The sequence below is a fragment of the Roseospira goensis genome (assembly GCF_014197795.1).
Classification (GTDB): domain Bacteria; phylum Pseudomonadota; class Alphaproteobacteria; order Rhodospirillales; family Rhodospirillaceae; genus Rhodospira; species Rhodospira goensis.
The window spans coordinates 13,895-31,133 of record NZ_JACIGI010000026.1 but is presented as its reverse complement, the minus strand read 5'-3'; the positions used below and the strand labels follow the sequence as shown (position 1 = coordinate 31,133).

At 70.8% G+C, this 17,239-nt stretch carries 17 protein-coding genes; 6 read left to right on the top strand and 11 right to left on the bottom strand.

Translation table 11 applies throughout. From position 1 onward, the window contains the following. Positions 1–5: 5 nt before the first annotated feature. The 7 genes from GGD88_RS13810 to GGD88_RS13780 all read right to left on the bottom strand — a co-directional run bounded on the left by GGD88_RS13810 (position 6) and on the right by GGD88_RS13780 (position 7,329). Positions 6–1,256 carry an ABC transporter substrate-binding protein gene (locus GGD88_RS13810; protein WP_246423770.1) on the bottom strand — a complete coding sequence of 417 codons (1,251 nt, stop codon included), beginning with the start codon at positions 1,254–1,256 and terminating at the stop codon, positions 6–8. Positions 1,257–1,287: 31 nt separating this feature from the next. After that, positions 1,288–1,581, bottom strand: coding sequence for a DUF3253 domain-containing protein (locus GGD88_RS13805; RefSeq protein WP_184436419.1), 294 nt, complete (start codon positions 1,579–1,581; stop codon positions 1,288–1,290). Continuing rightward, positions 1,565–1,984 carry a secondary thiamine-phosphate synthase enzyme YjbQ gene (locus tag GGD88_RS13800; RefSeq protein WP_184436417.1) on the bottom strand — a complete coding sequence of 140 codons (420 nt, stop codon included), beginning with the start codon at positions 1,982–1,984 and terminating at the stop codon, positions 1,565–1,567. The genes GGD88_RS13805 and GGD88_RS13800 overlap by 17 nt, the downstream gene beginning before the upstream one ends. 526 nt (positions 1,985–2,510) lie before the next feature. Further along, positions 2,511–3,785, bottom strand: a complete 1,275-nt coding sequence (gene glcF / locus GGD88_RS13795; RefSeq protein WP_184436415.1) for a glycolate oxidase subunit GlcF — start codon at positions 3,783–3,785, stop codon at positions 2,511–2,513. A gap of 3 nt (positions 3,786–3,788) precedes the next feature. Continuing rightward, complete coding sequence (gene glcE / locus GGD88_RS13790) at positions 3,789–5,027, bottom strand: glycolate oxidase subunit GlcE (protein WP_184436413.1); 1,239 nt, start codon at positions 5,025–5,027, stop codon at positions 3,789–3,791. Positions 5,028–5,233: 206 nt separating this feature from the next. After that, the gene (locus tag GGD88_RS13785; protein WP_184436411.1) at positions 5,234–6,721 is read right to left on the bottom strand and encodes an FAD-linked oxidase C-terminal domain-containing protein; all 1,488 of its coding nucleotides are present in this window, start codon (positions 6,719–6,721) and stop codon (positions 5,234–5,236) included. Positions 6,722–6,981: 260 nt separating this feature from the next. After that, positions 6,982–7,329: a flagellar biosynthesis regulator FlaF gene (locus tag GGD88_RS13780; protein WP_184436409.1), complete on the bottom strand. Its 348-nt coding sequence runs from the start codon at positions 7,327–7,329 to the stop codon at positions 6,982–6,984. Positions 7,330–7,831: 502 nt separating this feature from the next. Here GGD88_RS13780 and GGD88_RS13775 point away from each other — a divergent pair. After that, positions 7,832–8,419 carry a HupE/UreJ family protein gene (locus GGD88_RS13775; RefSeq protein WP_184436407.1) on the top strand — a complete coding sequence of 196 codons (588 nt, stop codon included), beginning with the start codon at positions 7,832–7,834 and terminating at the stop codon, positions 8,417–8,419. A 72-nt stretch (positions 8,420–8,491) separates the two neighbouring features. Here the strand turns inward: GGD88_RS13775 and flgH are convergent, their stop codons facing one another. The 4 genes from flgH to flgF form a co-directional block, all read right to left on the bottom strand. Then, entirely contained in the window at positions 8,492–9,301 is an 810-nt protein-coding gene (gene flgH, locus GGD88_RS13770) for a flagellar basal body L-ring protein FlgH (RefSeq protein ID WP_184436405.1), read from the bottom strand. Positions 9,302–9,437: 136 nt separating this feature from the next. Next, positions 9,438–10,598 carry a flagellar basal body P-ring formation chaperone FlgA gene (flgA, locus tag GGD88_RS13765; RefSeq protein ID WP_184436403.1) on the bottom strand — a complete coding sequence of 387 codons (1,161 nt, stop codon included), beginning with the start codon at positions 10,596–10,598 and terminating at the stop codon, positions 9,438–9,440. Positions 10,599–10,644: 46 nt separating this feature from the next. Further along, complete coding sequence (gene flgG / locus GGD88_RS13760) at positions 10,645–11,430, bottom strand: flagellar basal-body rod protein FlgG (RefSeq protein WP_184436401.1); 786 nt, start codon at positions 11,428–11,430, stop codon at positions 10,645–10,647. 159 nt (positions 11,431–11,589) lie between these two features. Continuing rightward, positions 11,590–12,333, bottom strand: a complete 744-nt coding sequence (flgF, locus tag GGD88_RS13755) for a flagellar basal-body rod protein FlgF (RefSeq protein WP_184436399.1) — start codon at positions 12,331–12,333, stop codon at positions 11,590–11,592. Between the two features lie 385 nt (positions 12,334–12,718). On the opposite strand from flgF, the gene GGD88_RS13750 reads away from it, so the two are divergent. The 5 genes from GGD88_RS13750 (at position 12,719) to GGD88_RS13730 (ending at position 16,889) form a co-directional block, all read left to right on the top strand. Beyond that, positions 12,719–13,291: a flagellar basal body-associated FliL family protein gene (locus GGD88_RS13750; RefSeq protein ID WP_184436397.1), complete on the top strand. Its 573-nt coding sequence runs from the start codon at positions 12,719–12,721 to the stop codon at positions 13,289–13,291. A 76-nt stretch (positions 13,292–13,367) separates the two neighbouring features. Next, positions 13,368–14,570: a flagellar motor switch protein FliM gene (fliM, locus tag GGD88_RS13745; RefSeq protein ID WP_184436396.1), complete on the top strand. Its 1,203-nt coding sequence runs from the start codon at positions 13,368–13,370 to the stop codon at positions 14,568–14,570. Between the two features lie 142 nt (positions 14,571–14,712). Next, positions 14,713–15,279: a DUF6468 domain-containing protein gene (locus GGD88_RS13740; protein WP_184436395.1), complete on the top strand. Its 567-nt coding sequence runs from the start codon at positions 14,713–14,715 to the stop codon at positions 15,277–15,279. Positions 15,280–15,546: 267 nt separating this feature from the next. After that, on the top strand, positions 15,547–16,341 hold the full coding sequence (locus GGD88_RS13735; protein WP_246423769.1) for a MotE family protein: 795 nt from the start codon (positions 15,547–15,549) through the stop codon (positions 16,339–16,341). Positions 16,342–16,499: 158 nt separating this feature from the next. Then, entirely contained in the window at positions 16,500–16,889 is a 390-nt protein-coding gene (locus GGD88_RS13730; RefSeq protein ID WP_184436394.1) for a response regulator, read from the top strand. The last annotated feature ends 350 nt before the right edge of the window (positions 16,890–17,239 follow it).

The window sequence follows — 17,239 nt, the reverse complement described above, 5'->3', positions numbered from 1 at the left end:
ACCGGTCACCCGCCGGTGTGGATGCGCTGCCACTCGGCCTCCAGGGCCGTCATCCAGGATGGATGCGGCTCCGGAAGGGCGGGCGCGCGCGCATCGAGCGGTAGCGTCGCCGGCCCCAGCGGTAGCGCGTCGAAGCGCGCCCGATCCGCAGACGACAGCGCGTCCATCGCCAGCACGGTGTCGTCGCCCCACACGTCCGGGTGCTGTTTCTCCACCTGGGCGTCGGGCGAGAGCAGGAAGTCCGCCACCACCAGCGCCCCGGCCTTGGCGGTCGCGGTCGCAGGGATGGCGACGAAGTGGGTGTTGCCGATCATGCCGCCCTCGAACATGACCGTCCGCACGCTGGGCGGTACCAGTCCCTGCGCGATGGCCGAGGAGGCATCGGAGGGGTGGAAGCTGAAGTAGATATCCACCTCGCCGTCGGCCAGCAGGCGGCGCTGATCGGGGCCGCTGCGTGGGTACTCGCGGCCCTCGCGCCACAGGGACGGCCGCACCGCCGCCAGCCACGCCCACACCGGCGCGGTGGCGGCGCTGAACGCGGCGGTCTCGACGGGCCGCGCCAGCACCGCCGGATCGGCGGTCAGGTCATGCAGCGCCTGCTTGAGGAAGGTGGAACCGAGGAAGTCCGGCGGCGCCGGATAGGTGATCCGCCCGGGGTGGGCCCGCGCCCAGTCGCCCAGCGCGCGCAGGCTGCGCGGTGGCTCCGGCATGCGCGCCGAGTCGTAGGCGAGGGTGAACTGGCTCATGCCCCAGGGGCTTTCCAGGCCGTCCGTGGGCACGGTGAAGTCGACGGTGACGGTGGGCTTGCCCGCCACGTCCACGTACCGCCAGTTGGGCAGGGCGGTGGCGAAGGGGCCGTACAGCAGCCCGGCGTCCTTGGCGGTCAGGAAGTTCTCGCCGTTGATCCACATCAGATCGACCTGGCCGCCTTCGGTACGGCCGGCGGCCTTCTCGGCCAGCAGGCGGGCGATGACATCGGCGATGTCGGCCACCTTGACGTGACGCAGGGTGACGCCGAAGCGATCCCGCACCTGCTTGCCGATCCAGTCGATGTGGCGGTTGATCTTGTCGTCCCCGCCCCAGGCGGTCCAGTAGACCGTCTGACCGCGCGCCGCGTTCAGGACGGTGTCCCAGTCCTGCGGGTCGGGGGCTGCGGCGCGGGCGGAGCGCACCCCCGGCAGGGCGGCCAGGGCGAGGCCGGCGCCGGCGGCGGTCAGCAGGCGACGGCGGGGCATCGGACCGAAGGTGTCGGACATGGCTGCGTTCCCTTCCGGCGGGTGATGACCCTTATTCCGGCGCCGTCCCGAGCCGGATCACCCCCTTGACCGCGCCCGGGTCGGCGACCGGCTTGCCCTTGCGGTAGATCCCGATGCGGCCGGCCCGGGCCAGGGCGATCGCGGTGGCGCGCACCGGTTTCATCAACGGGCGCCAGTCCCCGGTGGGGCCGCCGTCGGGACCGCCGGCCAGGGCCTTGGCGACCTCGGACGGGCACAGGGTCTTGCCCGGCCCGCGCGCCGCCACATGGTCCAGGATGGCGGCGGCGATCGGGTCCGGGCTCTCCGGGTCAGTCGCCGAGGACATGGGCCACTACCTGCCTGCGGCTGCCGCGCGCCCGGTGCTCAACCACGAACACCCCCTGCCAGGTGCCGAGCGCGGGGCGGCCGTCCAGCACCGGGATGGAGAGCTGCACGTTGGTCAGCAGCGTGCGAATGTGGGCCGGCATGTCGTCCGCGCCTTCCATACCGTGGCGGTACAGCGACGGGTCGCGCGGCGCCAGCACGGCCAGGCGGTCGGTCAGATCGGCCAGCACGTCCGGATCGGCGTTCTCGGTGATCGTCAGGCCGGCCGAGGTGTGCCGGATCAGCAGGGTGAGCAGGCCGGTGGCGATGCCGCTGTCGCGCACCACGCGGGCGACGTCGCGGGTGATCTCGACGAAGCCGGTGCCGCGGGTCTCGACCGGCAGGAGGACGTGGTGCTGGCGCATGGCCCCAGGGTGCCCAGGATCGCGCCGGCGTCAAGGCCGCAGGCGTCGCGACACTGACCCAACGAGCCACTCGACGCCGGCGCCCACGCGGGAGCGTGGGCGCAAGACTCTCTCCCATCTCGGTCCCACGCTCCCGCGTGGGACCGCGCGACCCCGCAAGGCGCCCACGCGGGAGCGTGGGCGCAAGACTCTCTCCCATCTCGGTCCCACGCTCCCGCGTGGGACCGCGCGACCCCGAAAGGCGCCCACGCCGGAGCGTGGGCGCGAGACTCTCTCGCATCTCGGTCCCACGCTCCCGCGTGGGACCGCGCGACTCCGAAAGGCGCCCACGCCGGAGCGTGGGCGCGAGACTCTCTCCCATCTCGGTCCCACGCTCCCGCGTGGGACCGCGCGACTCCGAAAGGCGCCCACGCCGGAGCGTGGGCGCAAGACTCTCTCCCATCTCGGTCCCACGCTCCCGCGTGGGACCGGGCGACCCCGAAAGGCGCCCACGCCGGAGCGTGGGCGCGAGACCGGGCAGCGGATGTCAGAGCGTCGGCGGCTTCGGTCCGCCGGTGGCCCAGTCCAGGAGTTGCACGGTGTGCACAATGGGCACGTCCAGCCCGGGCTCCAGGTGGGTCATGCAGCCGATGTTGCCGGTCGCGATCACGTCCGCCTTCAGCGCATGCAGGTTCTCGGTCTTGCGCGCGCGGAGCTGGTGCGACAGGTCGGGCTGGGTGATCGAGTAGGTGCCGGCCGAGCCACAGCACAGGTGCGGCTCCATCGGCGTCTTGACGTGGAATCCGGCGGCCTCCAGCAGGGCCTTGGGGTGGGTCTTGACCTGCTGGCCGTGTTGCAGCGAGCAGGCGGCGTGATAGGCCACGGTCAGGCCCGGTTCCTTCACCGGATCCTTGAGGCCCAGCTCGGCCAGCAGCTCGGTGACGTCCACGGCCTTGGCGCTGATCGCCCGGGCGTCGTCGGCGATGTCGGGGTCGTCGGCCAGCATGTGGCCGTAGTCCTTCACCGTGGTCCCGCAGCCGGAGACATTGACGACCACACGGTCGACCCCGGCGGCGGTCCAGGCTCGCACGTTGGCGCGGGCGAACGCCTTGGCGGGCTCCTCCTGGCCCATGTGGTGCACGACGGCGCCGCAGCAGCCCTGGCCCTCGGCGATCACGATCTCGCAGCCGTGGCGGCGCAAGAGGCGCAAGGTGGCCGAGTCGATCTCCGGGTTGAGCGCCGGCTGCACGCAGTTGCGCATGACCGCGACCCGCATGCGCACCGGGCCTTCGGCCGAGATGACCCGGGCGCCGTCGATCTCGGAGCGCAGCGCCGGCCGCTTGCGCGCCATCCGCGCCAGCGCCCGGAACCGGCCCGGCGCCAGCCCGGCCAGCGGGCGCGCCAGCCAGCCCCCCAGCATGGCCCAGCGGAAGCGCCCGGTGTACGGGACCACCGTCGCCAGCAGACGGCGCAAGAGGCGGTCCTGCAACGGGCGGCGATAGGTGCGCTCGATGTGCGCCCGGCCGTGGTCGACCAGATGCATGTAGTCCACGCCGGACGGGCAGGTGCTGATGCACGACAGGCAGGTCAGGCAGCGGTCGATGTGCTTGACCACCGTATCGCTGGCCGGTTTGTCGTTCTCCAGCATGTCCTTGAGCAGGTAGATGCGGCCGCGCGGGCTGTCCAGTTCGTCGCCCAGCAGGACGTAGGTGGGGCAGGTGGCGGTACAGAACCCGCAGTGGACACAGGTGCGCAGGATGTCATTGGCCTCGCGCACCAGTCGGTCGGCGGCGAGGCGCTCGGGCGCGAAGTTGGTCTGCATGGGTTACCGTCCCTCCGCCATGCGCCCCGGCGACAGGACTCCGCTGGGGTCGAAGCTCTCCTTGACGCGCCGCGACAGCGCCTCCAGGGCCGGCGGCAGCGGTTGCAGCACCGCCACGTGGGCGCGCACGGCGCGGTCGGCGCGAATCAGGCTGGCGTGGCCGCCGCCGTGGTGGTCGATGGCCGCGCGCACCGCCGGGGCATGGGCGTCCGGGGCCGGCGCCAGCGCCAGCCACACCAGCCCGCCGCCCCAGTCGTAGCACTGCGCCAGCACCGCGCCGGGCGCGGCCTGCTGCACCGCCTGCACCACGCGGGCACCGCTCATGGGCGGCACGGACAGCCGCCAGACCTGCGCCTCGGGCGGGGCCGCGAGCGGGCGGGCGTCGCGCACGGCGGCCCAGAACGGGCGGCTGGCGGCGTCGTCGAGGGCGTCGGTCGGCCCCCAGCCGGCCAGTTCGTTGCGCAATGCGGTGCAGCGCCAGTCCACCGACGGTCCCGGCCCCTCGACCCGCAAGGCGGTCACGCTGCGCGTGGCATCGCCCAGGCCTGCCCGGGCGGCGGCCTCGGCCGGCAGGTGGCAGGCGCCCGAGACCTCGTGTGGGGAGCGCAGGCCGAGCGACATCACCTCCATGGCGGCCTGCTCGCCGACGCCGTGGATCAGCACGGTGCGGGTCTCTTCCGGGCGCGGCATGACCTTGAGCGACAGCTCGGTCAGCGCCGCCAGGGTGCCGAACGAGCCGGTCAGCAGCTTGGAGAAGTCGAAGCCGGTGACGTTCTTGACCACCCGGCCGCCGGACTTGAACGCCTCGCCCCGACCCGAGACCCCCTGGACGCCGAGCACGTGGTCGCGCGCCGCCCCGGCGCTGAGCCGGCGCGGGCCGGCGAGGTTGCAGGCTACCAGCCCGCCCAGCGTGCCCGAGGGGGCGTCGGGGCCGTCCGGCTGGCCCAGCAGGCCGCGCCAGTCCGGCGGCTCGAACGCCAGCATCTGGCCGGCGTCGTCGAGGGCGGCCTGGATCTCCGACAGCGGCGTGCCGGCGCGGGCGGTCAGCACCAGTTCGTTGGGGGTGTAGTCCACGAGCCCGGCGATGGCGCTCAGGTCCAGGACGTGGCTGGTGTTGGCCGGGCGGCCGATGTCGGATTTGGTGCCGTGCCCGCGCAGGTCCAGCGGGGTCTTTTCAGCCACGGCCCAGGCCACCAGGGCGGCGACCTGCTCGGGGCTCTCGGGGCGGTAGGTCTGGGTCATGGGGGGCTCATGGGAGAGGTGATGTCTGTCGGGGGCGCGACGCGCCGTCAAACGTAGGTTGGGGTGAGCGCAGCGAACCCCAACGCGAGGGCGCGAGACTCCCACCGGGCTGTTGGGGTTCCGCCCTGCAGGCGTCACCCCAACCTACGGCTACGGCTCGGTGACGCGCGGTCGGCGGTGACGCGGCGCCGGGCACACGGCGCCGCTCAGAACCGGGGGATGTCTGGGAACGGCATCTTGCCGCCGGAGATGTGCATGCGGCCCAGCTCGGCGCAGCGGTGCAGGGTGGGGAAGACCTTGCCCGGGTTCAGCAACTGGCCGGGGTCGAAGGCGCACTTCAGGCGCTGCTGCTGCATCAGGTCGGTCTCGGTGAACATCGTGCCCATCAGGTCGCGTTTCTCCACGCCGACGCCGTGCTCGCCGGTCAGCACCCCGCCGACCTCGACGCACAGGCGCAGGATGTCGGCGCCGAAGGCCTCGGCGCGCTCCAGTTCGTCGGGCACGTTGGCGTCGAACAGGATCAGCGGATGCAGGTTGCCGTCGCCGGCATGGAACACGTTGGCGACGCGCAGGCCGTAGTGGGTGGCCATCTCCGCCATGCGCTTCAGCACCGTGGGCAGGGCATGGCGCGGGATGGTGCCGTCCATGCAGTAGTAGTCGGGCGAGATGCGGCCCACCGCCGGGAACGCGGCCTTGCGCCCGGCCCAGAACAGGGCGCGCTCCTGGTCGCTCTCGGACACCCGCAGGGTCTGGACGCCGTTGTTGCGGGCCAGACCCTCGACCCGCTCGATCAGGTGGGTGACCTCGGCCTCGGGGCCGTCCAGCTCGCAGATCAGCAGCGCCTCGACGTCGAGCGGGTAGTCGGCGTGGACGAAGTCCTCGGCGGCGTGGATGGCCGGCCTGTCCATCATCTCCAGGCCGGCGGGGATGATGCCGGCGGCGATGATGGCGGCGACCGTGGCGGCGGCCGAGTCGCTGTCGGGGAAGCCCATCAACACGGCGCGTGCGGTCTCGGGCGCGCGCAGAATGCGCACCGTGACCTCGGTGATAACGCCCAGCAGGCCCTCGGAGCCGGTCGCCACCCCCAACAGGTCGTAGCCGCCGGCGTCCAGGTGCTTGCCGCCCAGGCGGATGACCTCACCGGTCATCAGGACCATCTCCAGGCCCAACAGGTTGTTGGTGGTCAGGCCATACTTGAGGCAGTGCACCCCGCCCGCGTTCTCGGCAACGTTGCCGCCGATGGAACAGGCGATCTGGCTGGACGGGTCGGGCGCGTAGTAGAAGCCCTCGCCCTGCACCGCGGTCGTGATGCCCAGGTTGGTGACGCCGGGCTGGGCGACCACGCAGCGGTTCTCATAGTCGATGTCGAGGATGCGGTTGAACTTGCCCAGCCCCAGGGTGACGGCGTCGGCGAGTGGCAGCGCGCCCCCCGACAGCGAGGTGCCGGCGCCCCGTGGCACGATCTTGACGCCGGCCTCGTGGCAGTAGCGCAGGACCCTGGAGACCTGCTCGGTCGTGGAGGGCAGGACGACGATCATCGGCGGCTGGCGGTAGGCCGACAGGCCGTCGCACTCGTAGGCGCGCAAGGCGTCCTCGTCGACGATCACGCCCTCGCCCGGAACCAGGGCCTGGAGGTCACGGGCGATGGTGGCGCGCCGGGCGATGATCCCGGCATCCGGCTCCGGCATGCGCATGGGCGCTCCTCCCTGGGGCCTGTCCTGTGCCGCGCCCCGTGAGCGGGGTCTTGTGTAAGGCTCTTGTGTGAGGCTCGTGTGGGGTCGCGGCGGCGTCGCCCGGGAGTGTAGCCCGCGCGATGGCGACACGACAGTGCCCTGCCATGTACCGCCGCGCGCCGGCCGGTTCAATGGTTCGTGGAATCGTTTTCCGAAGCGTGGAAACGGGCGGGCGGCCGGATTGTCCGGGGGTCGGCGCGCCCGCCCGCCGCCCGACGGCGTCAGGCTGTGCCGCGCGCCTGGCTCTCCAGGAGCCCCTCGGAGATCTGCAGGTTGGCGTTGATCATGGCGTCGAGGTCCTCGTCGCTGAGGCTGTCGCGCGGCCCCGCGGACTTGTCGGAGACATATCGGGACAGGCGGATCAGGTTGTCGCGGACCTCTGGGGGCAGGACGCTGTCCTCGCGCGAGGCCAGGGTCCGGATCCCGATCCACAGGCGCAGGTTGGTGTCCAGGGCGGCCGACAGGGCGGGCAGGTCGTTGCCGGCCCGGGCGTTGGAGAGGGCAAGGGCGACCTGCGCGAGCGCGCTGGCCTCCTCTTCAATGGCCGTGAAGCCGGACTCATCGGTCATGGCGTGGAGGTCCCCCGTCTTGATTTCGGACGCGAAGGTAAGGTTGCGCCCACGTCTTGCAACGGATGATGCGACAGCGATACCCTGGTGGTTGAGGAAAGTTTGACTTTGTTGTCTTTGGGATCAGGGTTGTCTTTGGGATCGGGCCAGGTTACGCCATAGCCTGTTTAGGGTAGCGCACTACCTATTCTCTGTCACGCCTCCTGAAATCGGCCACAGTCTTGCCTGTCGCGAGACGGAATCCTGTCAGTCCTTTGTTGTCTGCTGACCATTTCGATCCGGATGGTGTCGCGTCCCGGCGCCCGCCCCCGCGCGATCATCCGGGCGCGGTCCGGGACCGGCGGGCTTGATGCGTAGGAGGAACCGGATATTCTTCTTACGCATCCGGCGGGTCCGCATCCCGCGCGCGTGCCGCCACCGCCGATCCCCGGCTTCGGGGCATCCCCGGAAAGACCCATCGTCAAGAAACCCATACCAAGAGACCCACACCACAGGAGTGACCATGCGACGTCTTCCCCTCGTGCTGGCCGGGCTGGTGCTGGCCGGCCCCGCCGCCGCCCACACCGGAGTCGGAGCCGCCGCCGGCCTGAGCCACGGCTTCATGCATCCCATCGGTGGTCTCGACCATGTGCTGGCCATGGTGGCCGTCGGCCTGTTCGCCGCCGTGCTCGGCGGGCGCTCCCTCTGGCTGGTGCCGGCGGCCTTCGTCGCGATGATGGCCGTGGGCGGGGCCGCCGGCGTGGCCGGCATCGCCGTGCCCTACGTTGAACTCGGCATCGCCCTGTCGGTGGTGGTGGTCGGCGCCCTGGTGGCGTTCGGGCGCAGCCTGCCCGTGGCCGTCGCGGCGGCGGTCGTGGGTCTGTTCGCCATCTTCCACGGCCACGCCCACGGCACCGAAATGCCGGTGGCGATGTCCGGTCTGACCTATGGCCTGGGCTTCATGGGTGCCACCGCCCTGCTGCATGCGGCTGGAATCCTGGCGGGCCTCGGCCTGGGCCGGCTGAGCGAGGCCCATGGCCTGAAGGCGGTGCGGGCCGGTGGGGCGCTGACGGCGTTGGCCGGCGTCGGCATCCTGACCGGGGCGCTCTGACACTGGCACACGAACGGCCGGCCGGGGGAAGCTCCGGCCGGCCGTCGTGTCCGCCACGCGCCGCGATCGCGGTCAGAAGGGGAACAGGATATCGTAGATCTGCTGACCGTAGCGCGGCTCGGTCAGATCCGTCACCGATCCCCGCCCGCCGTAGGAAATCCGTGCCTCGGCAATCTTGTCCCATTCGATGGTGTTGTCCGAGCGCACATCCTGCGGCCGGATCACGCCGGTCACGGTCAACTCGCGCAGCTCGCCGTTGACCCGCACCTCCTGGCGGCCGGCGATCACCAGGTTGCCGTTGGGCAGCACCTGAAGCACCACGGCGGCGAGGCGGATATTGACGGTCTCGGTGCGCTGAATGGCGCCGGTGCCCTGATGCTCGCTGGTGGAGCCGAAGTTGACCAGATTGGACGGGCTGATCTCGTTCGGGAAGATGGTGCTGAGCCCGGCCTCGTAGCCGAAGAAGTTGTCCAGGCCCGCCCCCTCGCCGGTCTCGCGGCCGCGATTCAGCGAGCTGGCCAGATTGGCGCGCTCGTTCTCGATGTCGACCACGACCGTCAGGATATCGCCGACCTCGCTGGCGCGCTGGTCCTTGAAGAAGGCCCGCGCACCCGGGCGCCACAGGCTGTTGGGGTTGGGCTGGGCGACCTCCGGTGTCGGCATCGGCATGCTGACGGGCTTGTAGTCCCGTTGCAGCGTCGGGTTTTCGACCGACGTCATCGACGGCGGGTCGCCGACCTCGGAGAGCCGTTTCAGGGTGTTACAGCCGCCCAGCGCGCCGCCGAGCAGGCCCGCGGCGGCCACCAGGGCGATGGCCCGGACCCAGCCGCGGCCGGCGCCGGCGGGCGGGATGGCGGGGGCGGAACGGGTCGGAGCGGTCATCGGTCTTCTCCCTGGGGGATTCCGCCGGTGGCGGGATCGGGACGGTCCGGGGGCGGAGGCGTCCCGGTGCGATCCAGTCGGATCCTGGTATGGCACGGCGGGGGTTACCAGCCGGTTAGGGGCCGCGGCGCGGGCCTCAGTTCACGGTCGCGCTCATTGTGCCGGCCCGCACCCGCACCGCATTGCGGCCGGTGACCTCGGCCAGCACCTCCTTGTCGGAGGCCACATTGGCGACCCGCACCGTGTCTCCCACCGCGCCGGCCTCCAGCGCGCGGCCGCGGGCGGTGACCGTCATGAACGGCGTCTCCAGCACCATGGTGACCAGTCCGTTGCGCTCGACCACCTCGGGCGGGGTCACCTGGTTGGCGCGCACCGGCTGCCCGGCCTGGATGCCGTTGCGCGCCGCCTTGCCGATCAGGTCGTCCGGGTCGAGCAGGATGTCGGGCCGCAGGTTGCCCTCGCGCATGGTGTCCCAGCGCACGTCCTCGGCGCGCACGACCATGCCGCGACGCAGCGGCCGCACCAGCACGGGCACCTCGATCGAGACATGGGTGGACCCGGTCAGGCGCACCGGCCGGCTGTTCGGCCCTTCGGCCGGCACGTCGACCAGCGCGTTGAAGCGGCCGGTCCGGTCGTCGAAGTACAGGTCGCGCACCGTGACGCGGGCCTCGTCCGCGGTGCCCACGGTGGCGTGCACGTTCAGCACGCTGACGTCGACCTCGGCGTCGGCGGGCATGCCGGCCTCCAACAGACGGGCGCGCACGGCCTCCAGGACATGGGCGCGGCCGATGTCGTAGCCGCGCCGGTGAACCACCGCCTGCACGAAGCGGCTGGCCGGCATCCAGTCGACACCGTACTCGGTGGCCAGCTCCGCCAGATAGCGGGCATCCAGCACCAGACGGCCGCCGGGGTCCGGGGCGTGGCCGACCGGCACCGAGGCCATCGACTCGGGCAGATCCCCGAAGACGTCGCCCAGATGGATGAACGGCCGCTCGATGGTGGTTTCGGGGCGCAACGTGGCGCGGGCGCGGCCGTCCCGGGTCATCGCCGCGGGGGCCGTGGGCAGTGCCGCGAGTGCGGCGGCCGCGGACTCCCGCCGGTTGGCGGCCTCGACCAGCGCTTCGGCCAGCGCCGTGATATCGGGTTCGGCCGGCGCGGGTGCCGCCACACCGTCCGCGGTCCCGGCCGGCGGGGCCGGGGCGCTCAGCACGACCTCGTTGGCGCGCGCCCCGGCGGCCCCGCCCAGGGCGAGGAGCAGGGCGACGGTGGCGGCGAGGGGGCGGGCGATGCGGATCATGGCGACTCCCTCCGGACGGAGACCGGTCCGGCTGGTTCGGGGGTGGTTACTTCATGCGCGAGACGGTGGACATCATCTCGTCGGAGGTCGTGATGGTCTTGGAGTTCATCTCGTAGGCGCGCTGGGCGCTCACCAGTTCGGTGATCTCCGCCACCACGTTGACGTTCGAGGTCTCCAGGAAGCCCTGGAGCACGGTGCCGTAGCCGGGCTGGCCCGGGTTGTTGGCGGCGGGCGCGCCGGAGGCCTCGGTCTCGGTGTAGATGTTGTCGCCTTCCGGGTTGAGGCCGGCCTCGTTGGGGAAGATGCCGAGCTGAATCTGGCCGGCGTTCTGGAGCGCGTTCTGGCCGTCCAGCTTGTAGAGCACCTCGCCCGACTTGTTGATGGTGATGCTGACGGCTTCGTTCGGGATCGCCTGGATGCCCTGGACCTTGTAGCCGTCGTGGGTGACCACCTCGCCGTCGGGGCTGAGCTGGAACGAGCCGTCGCGCGTGTAGCCGGTCTCGCCGGAGGGCAGATCGACCTGGAAGTAGCCCTTGCCCTCGATGGCCAGGTCCAGGCTGTTGTTGGTGTTGAGCATGCTGCCCTGCTCGGTGATGCGATAGACGGCGGCGGTCTTGACGCCGAGGCCGACCTGCACGCCCGCCGGCACGATGTCGCCGGTGTCGGACGAGGTGGAGCCGGCGCGGCGCAGGGTCTGGTAGAGCAGGTCCTGGAACTCGGTGCGGCGGCGCGTGTAGGCCGTCGTGTTCATGTTGGCGATGTTGTTGGAAATGACTTCCACGTTCTGCTGCTGCGCCAGCATGCCGGTGGCACCGATGTTGAGCGACCGCATGATCTCCTCCGCCCGTCTGTTCCGCTTTGCGACCCGTCCCGCGCGGGGCGGGGAGCCGTTCGGCCTTGGTCTCGGCCTCATTCACTGTCCGGGGCGGCCGTGGCCGGGTGCCACCCCCTGCTTCGCTGTGTCCCGGTCTCGGGCCGATCGCGATCGGCTCTAGGCGCCCGACGACCCGGTGAAGGTCTTGATCGCCTGCTTCTGGCGCTCCGATTCCGCCTCGATCATGCGCTGCACCGACTCGTAGGCCCGGTGCACCTGGATCATGTGCGTGATCTGGGCCGTGGGCTCCACATTCGAGCCCTCCAGCATGCCCTGTTCCACGGTCACCCGGGCGACGTCCTGGGCCTCCTGCTCGCCGGCGTCGTACATCCCGGCCTGAACCCGCAGCAGCGCCTGTTCGTCCTCGAACGAGACCACGCGCAGTTGCCCGATGGCGCCGTTCTCGGTGGAGACGGTGCCGTCGCGGGCGACGGTGACGGTGGTCTCGTTGGGGGCGATGAAGAACGGGGTGTCGTCGGTGCTCATCACCGGATGGCCGGACGAGGTCACGATCATCCCGTCCTGGTCCAGCATCAGGCGGCCGTTGCGGGTGTAGAAGCGGCCGAAGTCGGTCTCCACCTCGAAATAGCCTTCGCCGTTGAGGGCCAGGTCCAGCGGATTGCCGGTCGCCTCCATCGGCCCGCGCGCAAGGTCGCGGACGGTGCCGAAGTCGATGGTGTAAGACAGCCTGTCCGAGCCGGCGCCCTCGCTGCCGCGGGAGCGGGCCAGGTACTCGGAGAACATCATGCCCTCGGCCTTGTAGCCCGGCGTGTTCATGTTGGCGACGTTGGTCGCCACCACGTCCATCTGGCGCCACAGGGCGGTCTGGCGGGACAGGGCGATGTAGGAGGGTGTCTGCATGGCCTCGACGGTCCTCTTGGAATGCCGGCGCGGCCCGCACGGGGCCCGACGCGCCACGGGTCATGCAGGACGCGTGCCAGCGATGCCCGCAAGAGCGTAGCGGTGGATCGCGGCGGCACGGGCGGTGCCGGCCCCCGGTGCGTCTGCCGCCCCGGTGTCCGTTGCCGGGCAGTTCTTGCCGGGGGCGCGACCCGCTGAACGAAATCTTAAGGAGTGCCGCCCTAGCCTCTGCGGAGCCGGAGGGGGCGTATCGGGACGCGGACGCGCCGCGTCGGGCGTCCTCCGGTCTGTCGAGGCAGCGGGGGCGCCGACCCGGTGGGCTCGGGACGGAGGACCGTCGCGACGCCGACCCTGGGGCTGCGCCCGCGAGCGGATGCGAAGAGCGATGGCCGACGACCTGGAAGAAGACGACTACGACGCCGACGGCGACGATGGTTTCGAAGAGGAAGGCAAGTCCTCCGGCGGCAAGCGCAAGCTGCTCATCATCATCCTGCCGCTGCTGCTGGTCATCGGCGGGGCGGCCGGGGCGTTCTTCACCGGTGTGCTCGATCCGGTGATGGAGATGGTGGCCGGCGGCGACAAGGCTGAGAGCGCCGACGACGGCCACGGGGGGGGCGGCAACGGCCACGACGGCGCGGCCGGGGCGCTCGGCCAGACCGTGTTCTACGACCTGCCGGAGATGGTGGTTGACCTGAACACCGGCGGGCGCCAGCAGCATTACCTGAAGGTCAGGGTGAGTCTGGAACTGGCCAGCCAGGCCGACGTTGCCCGCGTCGAGGAGGTCATGCCGCGCGTCATCGACAACTTCCAGGTCTTCCTGCGTGAACTGCGGGTGGAGGACCTTCAGGGGGCCGCCGGGATCTACCGCGTGCGCGAGGAGCTGTTGCGCCGGGTCGGCAACGCGGTCCGGCCGGCGCGCGTGAACGCCGTTCTGTTCAAGGAGATGCTGGTCCAGTGACCGGGCAGCCCGGCCCCGCGTGGCCGCGCCGCCGTCGTCCGACCGCACACGAGCGACGATCGAGGACACCGCCCCCATGACGCCGTCCGACGAACCCGGCCGCGAGGTCAGCAAGGAAGACGAGGAAGCCATGATGGCCGAATGGGCCGCCATGGTGGAGGAGGAAGAGGGCGGTGAGGCCGCCGAGTCCGGCGCGGGCGATGACGGTGGCGGCACGTCCGACGCCATGGCCGCCGAATGGGAAGCCATGCTCGGCGATGAGGAGGATGACAAGGAGGGTGAGGCCGGGGGCGGCGGGACCGGCCGAGAAAGCACCCGCGTCCTCAATCAGGACGAGATCGACAGCCTGCTGGGCTTCGACGAAAGCGAGGAGGTCAGCGCCGACAAGTCGGGCATCCAGGCGATCCTGAACAGCGCCCTGGTGTCCTATGAACGCCTGCCGATGCTGGAGGTGGTGTTCGACCGGCTGGTTCGGATGATGTCCACGTCCTTGCGCAACTTCACCTCGGACAATGTCGAGGTCTCGCTGGACAATATCCTGTCGCTGCGGTTCGGTGACTACCTGAACTCTATTCCGCTGCCCGCGATGCTGTCGGTGTTCAAGGCCGAAGAGTGGGACAACTCTGGCCTGCTCACCATCGATTCCTCGATGATCTATTCGATCGTCGACGTGCTGTTGGGCGGCCGGCGCGGCACCGCGGCGATGCGCATCGAGGGTCGGCCGTACACCACCATAGAACGCAATCTGGTCGAGCGATTGGTGCACGTTGTCCTCGCTGACCTGTCGGCGGCGTTCGATCCGCTCTCGCCGGTCACCTTCCGCTTCGAGCGGCTGGAGACCAACCCGCGCTTCGCCACCATCTCGCGGCCCGCCAACGCCGCCATCGTGGCCAAGCTGCGCATCGACATGGAAGATCGCGGCGGCCGCCTGGAGCTGCTGATCCCCTACGCCACCCTGGAGCCCGTGCGCGAGCTGCTGTTGCAGATGTTCATGGGCGAGAAGTTCGGCCGTGACTCCATCTGGGAAACCCACCTGGCCGAGGAGATGTGGTTCACCGAGGTGGAGATGGAGGCCATCCTGGACGAGGTCGAACTGCCGCTGCGCCACATCCTCAATCTGGAGGTCGGCTCCCAGATCATGTTCAATGCCACGCCGGACTCGGCGGTGATGCTGCGCTGCGGCGATGTGCCGATGTTCTCCGGCCGCATGGGGCGGCGCGGCAGCAACATCGCCATCCGCGTCGATCAAAAGGCGCCCCAGAAGGCCAAGCCGATGTGAGCGGCGCCGCAGTCGTCGCGTCCGCAAGGCCGCAAGTGTTCATGCCGCCGGCGCCCGGGTCGGACGCGCCGGCGGACCGGAGTCCGACGCCCATCCATCGCGGGGCAGCCGGATGGCCCGGGTCCGCGCACGAGAGGCGAACATGTCCCTCAGCCTGATTCTCGATATCGTCATCGTCGCGCTCCTGGTGCCGACCATCGTTTTCGCCTGGATCCTCAACGGGCGGCTCGCCGACCTGCGCCGCAACCGCGACGAACTGGCGCGCCTGATCGGCAACTTCAACGAGGCCACGCACCGTGCGGAATCGGGGATTCCGAAACTGCGCAAGGCGGCCGACGACGCCGGCCGCGCGTTGCAGGACCGGGTCGAGAAGGCCCAGACGCTGCGTGACGACCTGGCCTTCATGGTGGACCGGGCCGAGAGCGTGCTCGGCACTCTGGAGGACGGGACGCGCGCCGGGCGCGGGGCGGGCTCTGGGGTCCGCGCCACGCCGCGCCCCGGCGAACGCCGTGGACGGGGGGGCGGGACCGCGGGCGCGGCGCCGGCCTCGGGGCCGTCGGTGCCGGCGCCGCCGCCGGTGCCCGGCCGCGCCGGGGGCGGCGAGCGGCCGGCGCCCGTCACTGAGGACACCGACGACGATTTCTTCGTCGAGGACGAACGCTCCGACGCCGAGCGCGAACTCCTGCGCGCCCTTCAATCCGTGCGCTGATCCGCCCCCGCGGCGGGTCTGCATTTCAGGTTTCTTAACGCCTCTCTGCTGTAGTGGCGCTCGACAGTCTTGCGGGCGGCCCGGTGCCGGGCGGTCCGATCCATGCCCACCGCAGAGCATGTCCAACGCAAGAGCATGTCCAACGCAAAGGGGATCCCGATGGCGCAGGCCAGTGCAGCGAGCCGGAGCAGGACCGCCGGGCGGACGAAGGGCCGGAGCGCGACAGGCGCCGCCGCCGGGTCCCGCCAGCGCCCCGGCGCGCGGCCATTGGCCGGGAGCCGGCGGGCGCAGCGGCGCGGGCTGCCGCGGTTCGGCGTGCTTCAGGCGGTGATCGTCGCCGGTGTGCTCATGCTGTCGGTGCGCATCGGCGCGCTGTACGAGGATCTCAACGGCTGGGTGGCGACCATCCATGTCGGTCAGAGTCAGGCGCTGGCCGTCGAGACCGGCCGGTCCGCCACGCCGGCGCCCACCCCGCAGGTGACGGCGGCGCCCGAGCGGGTGGGTCCGGAAGCCGAGCCGATCGGTCCGGCCACGCCCGGCGGCATGCCGCCGCCGCCCGCCAATGGTGCTCCCGACATGGCAGCCGAGGCCGCGGCCGGCGTCACCCCGCCGGGCTTCACGCAGTCCGAGATCAACCTCCTGCAACGGCTGGCCGAACGGCGGGAGGAACTGGACGCCGTGGAACGCGAGTTGACCAATCGCGAGGCCCTGCTGCAGGCCGCCGAACGGCGTATCGAGACCCGGATCGGCGAGTTGAAGGAGCTTGAGGGCGTCATCCAGGGCCTGCTGGAGCAGCATTCGGCCCAGGAACAGGCCCAGATCGACCAGCTCGTCAGCATCTACGCCACCATGAAGCCGAAGGACGCCGCGCGCATCTTCAATGACCTTGAGATGCCGATCCTGCTGACCGTCATCGAGAACATGAAGGAGCGCTCGTCCGCCGCCATTCTGGCCGAGATGACGCCGACCCGGGCGAAGGAAGTGACCACAGAACTGGCGCGCCGGCGCGCTCTGCCCGGCCGCGATCCGATGGCCCCGGAGCAGGAGGCCGCCTTGCCCTGACACCCGGGCGGGGCGCCGCGGCAGCCGCGGCGCCGATCACCCAAACCGCGACACAAAAAGGGGACTTGCACGGGCGCGTCCGCTTCCATTAAGTAGCCGGGACGGGCTGCGTCCAGGATCGGGTGGATGAGACGCCGCGTACGCGAGTGAGGAGAACGATGGCCGTCGATCATAACATGCGCATCCTCATCGTGGATGACTACAAGACCATGCTCCGGATCATCCGGAACCTGCTGCGTCAGCTCGGTTTCAACAATATCGACGAGGCGATGGACGGCAGCCAGGCCCTGCAGCAATTGCGGTCCGGCAACGAATACGGCCTCATCATTTCCGACTGGAATATGGAGCCGATGACCGGGCTCCAGCTCCTGCGCGAGGTGCGGGCGGACGCCAAGCTGAAGGGCACGCCGTTCATCATGGTGACGGCGGAGTCCAAGTCTGAGAACGTGATCGCGGCCAAGGAAGCCGGCGTGTCGAACTACATCGTGAAGCCGTTCAACGCCGAGACCCTGAAGTCCAAGATGGCCAGCGTCCTCGGCGACTTCTGATCCCGCGGTCGGGGTCCGTTGCCCCGCCATCAGCGGGGCGGCGGTCGCCGGAGCCCGCTGGGCCGACCGTCCGCGAGGCCGCGCCGGCACGGCGCCGCCCGCGGGTGCGCATGCCGTCGTGCCGCTGCCGTGTCGCCGCAGGCCCCCCCGGTCCGGGGCCATCGTGCCGGGATGATCGTGCTGGGATGATCGCGCCGGGACGATCGCGCCGGGTCGGTGGTCCACGGCGAAAGCATTTGTTTAGGGCCTCCATGCCATCCTGAACGGACCGTGGCGCCGACTCCGAGGCAGCGCCGAAGCGGCGTGACGCGGCGACTGGAGGTGTGCGATGACCGACGGCGCGTCCGTCC

Excerpts from the sequence above, each read along its gene's own strand:
- GGD88_RS13810 (WP_246423770.1), bottom strand. The coding sequence starts at position 1,256 with ATGTCCGACACCTTCGGTCCGATGCCCCGCCGTCGCCTGCTGACCGCC.
- glcF (WP_184436415.1), bottom strand. The coding sequence starts at position 3,785 with ATGCAGACCAACTTCGCGCCCGAGCGCCTCGCCGCCGACCGACTGGTG.
- GGD88_RS13740 (WP_184436395.1), top strand. The coding sequence starts at position 14,713 with ATGTCCCTCAGCCTGATTCTCGATATCGTCATCGTCGCGCTCCTGGTG.
- GGD88_RS13730 (WP_184436394.1), top strand. The coding sequence starts at position 16,500 with ATGGCCGTCGATCATAACATGCGCATCCTCATCGTGGATGACTACAAG.
- flgF (WP_184436399.1), bottom strand. The coding sequence starts at position 12,333 with ATGCAGACACCCTCCTACATCGCCCTGTCCCGCCAGACCGCCCTGTGG.
- glcE (WP_184436413.1), bottom strand. The coding sequence starts at position 5,027 with ATGACCCAGACCTACCGCCCCGAGAGCCCCGAGCAGGTCGCCGCCCTG.
- flgH (WP_184436405.1), bottom strand. The coding sequence starts at position 9,301 with ATGACCGCTCCGACCCGTTCCGCCCCCGCCATCCCGCCCGCCGGCGCC.
- flgG (WP_184436401.1), bottom strand. The coding sequence starts at position 11,430 with ATGCGGTCGCTCAACATCGGTGCCACCGGCATGCTGGCGCAGCAGCAG.
- GGD88_RS13800 (WP_184436417.1), bottom strand. The coding sequence starts at position 1,984 with ATGCGCCAGCACCACGTCCTCCTGCCGGTCGAGACCCGCGGCACCGGC.
- GGD88_RS13750 (WP_184436397.1), top strand. The coding sequence starts at position 12,719 with ATGGCCGACGACCTGGAAGAAGACGACTACGACGCCGACGGCGACGAT.
- GGD88_RS13805 (WP_184436419.1), bottom strand. The coding sequence starts at position 1,581 with ATGTCCTCGGCGACTGACCCGGAGAGCCCGGACCCGATCGCCGCCGCC.
- flgA (WP_184436403.1), bottom strand. The coding sequence starts at position 10,598 with ATGATCCGCATCGCCCGCCCCCTCGCCGCCACCGTCGCCCTGCTCCTC.
- GGD88_RS13785 (WP_184436411.1), bottom strand. The coding sequence starts at position 6,721 with ATGCGCATGCCGGAGCCGGATGCCGGGATCATCGCCCGGCGCGCCACC.
- fliM (WP_184436396.1), top strand. The coding sequence starts at position 13,368 with ATGACGCCGTCCGACGAACCCGGCCGCGAGGTCAGCAAGGAAGACGAG.
- GGD88_RS13780 (WP_184436409.1), bottom strand. The coding sequence starts at position 7,329 with ATGACCGATGAGTCCGGCTTCACGGCCATTGAAGAGGAGGCCAGCGCG.
- GGD88_RS13775 (WP_184436407.1), top strand. The coding sequence starts at position 7,832 with ATGCGACGTCTTCCCCTCGTGCTGGCCGGGCTGGTGCTGGCCGGCCCC.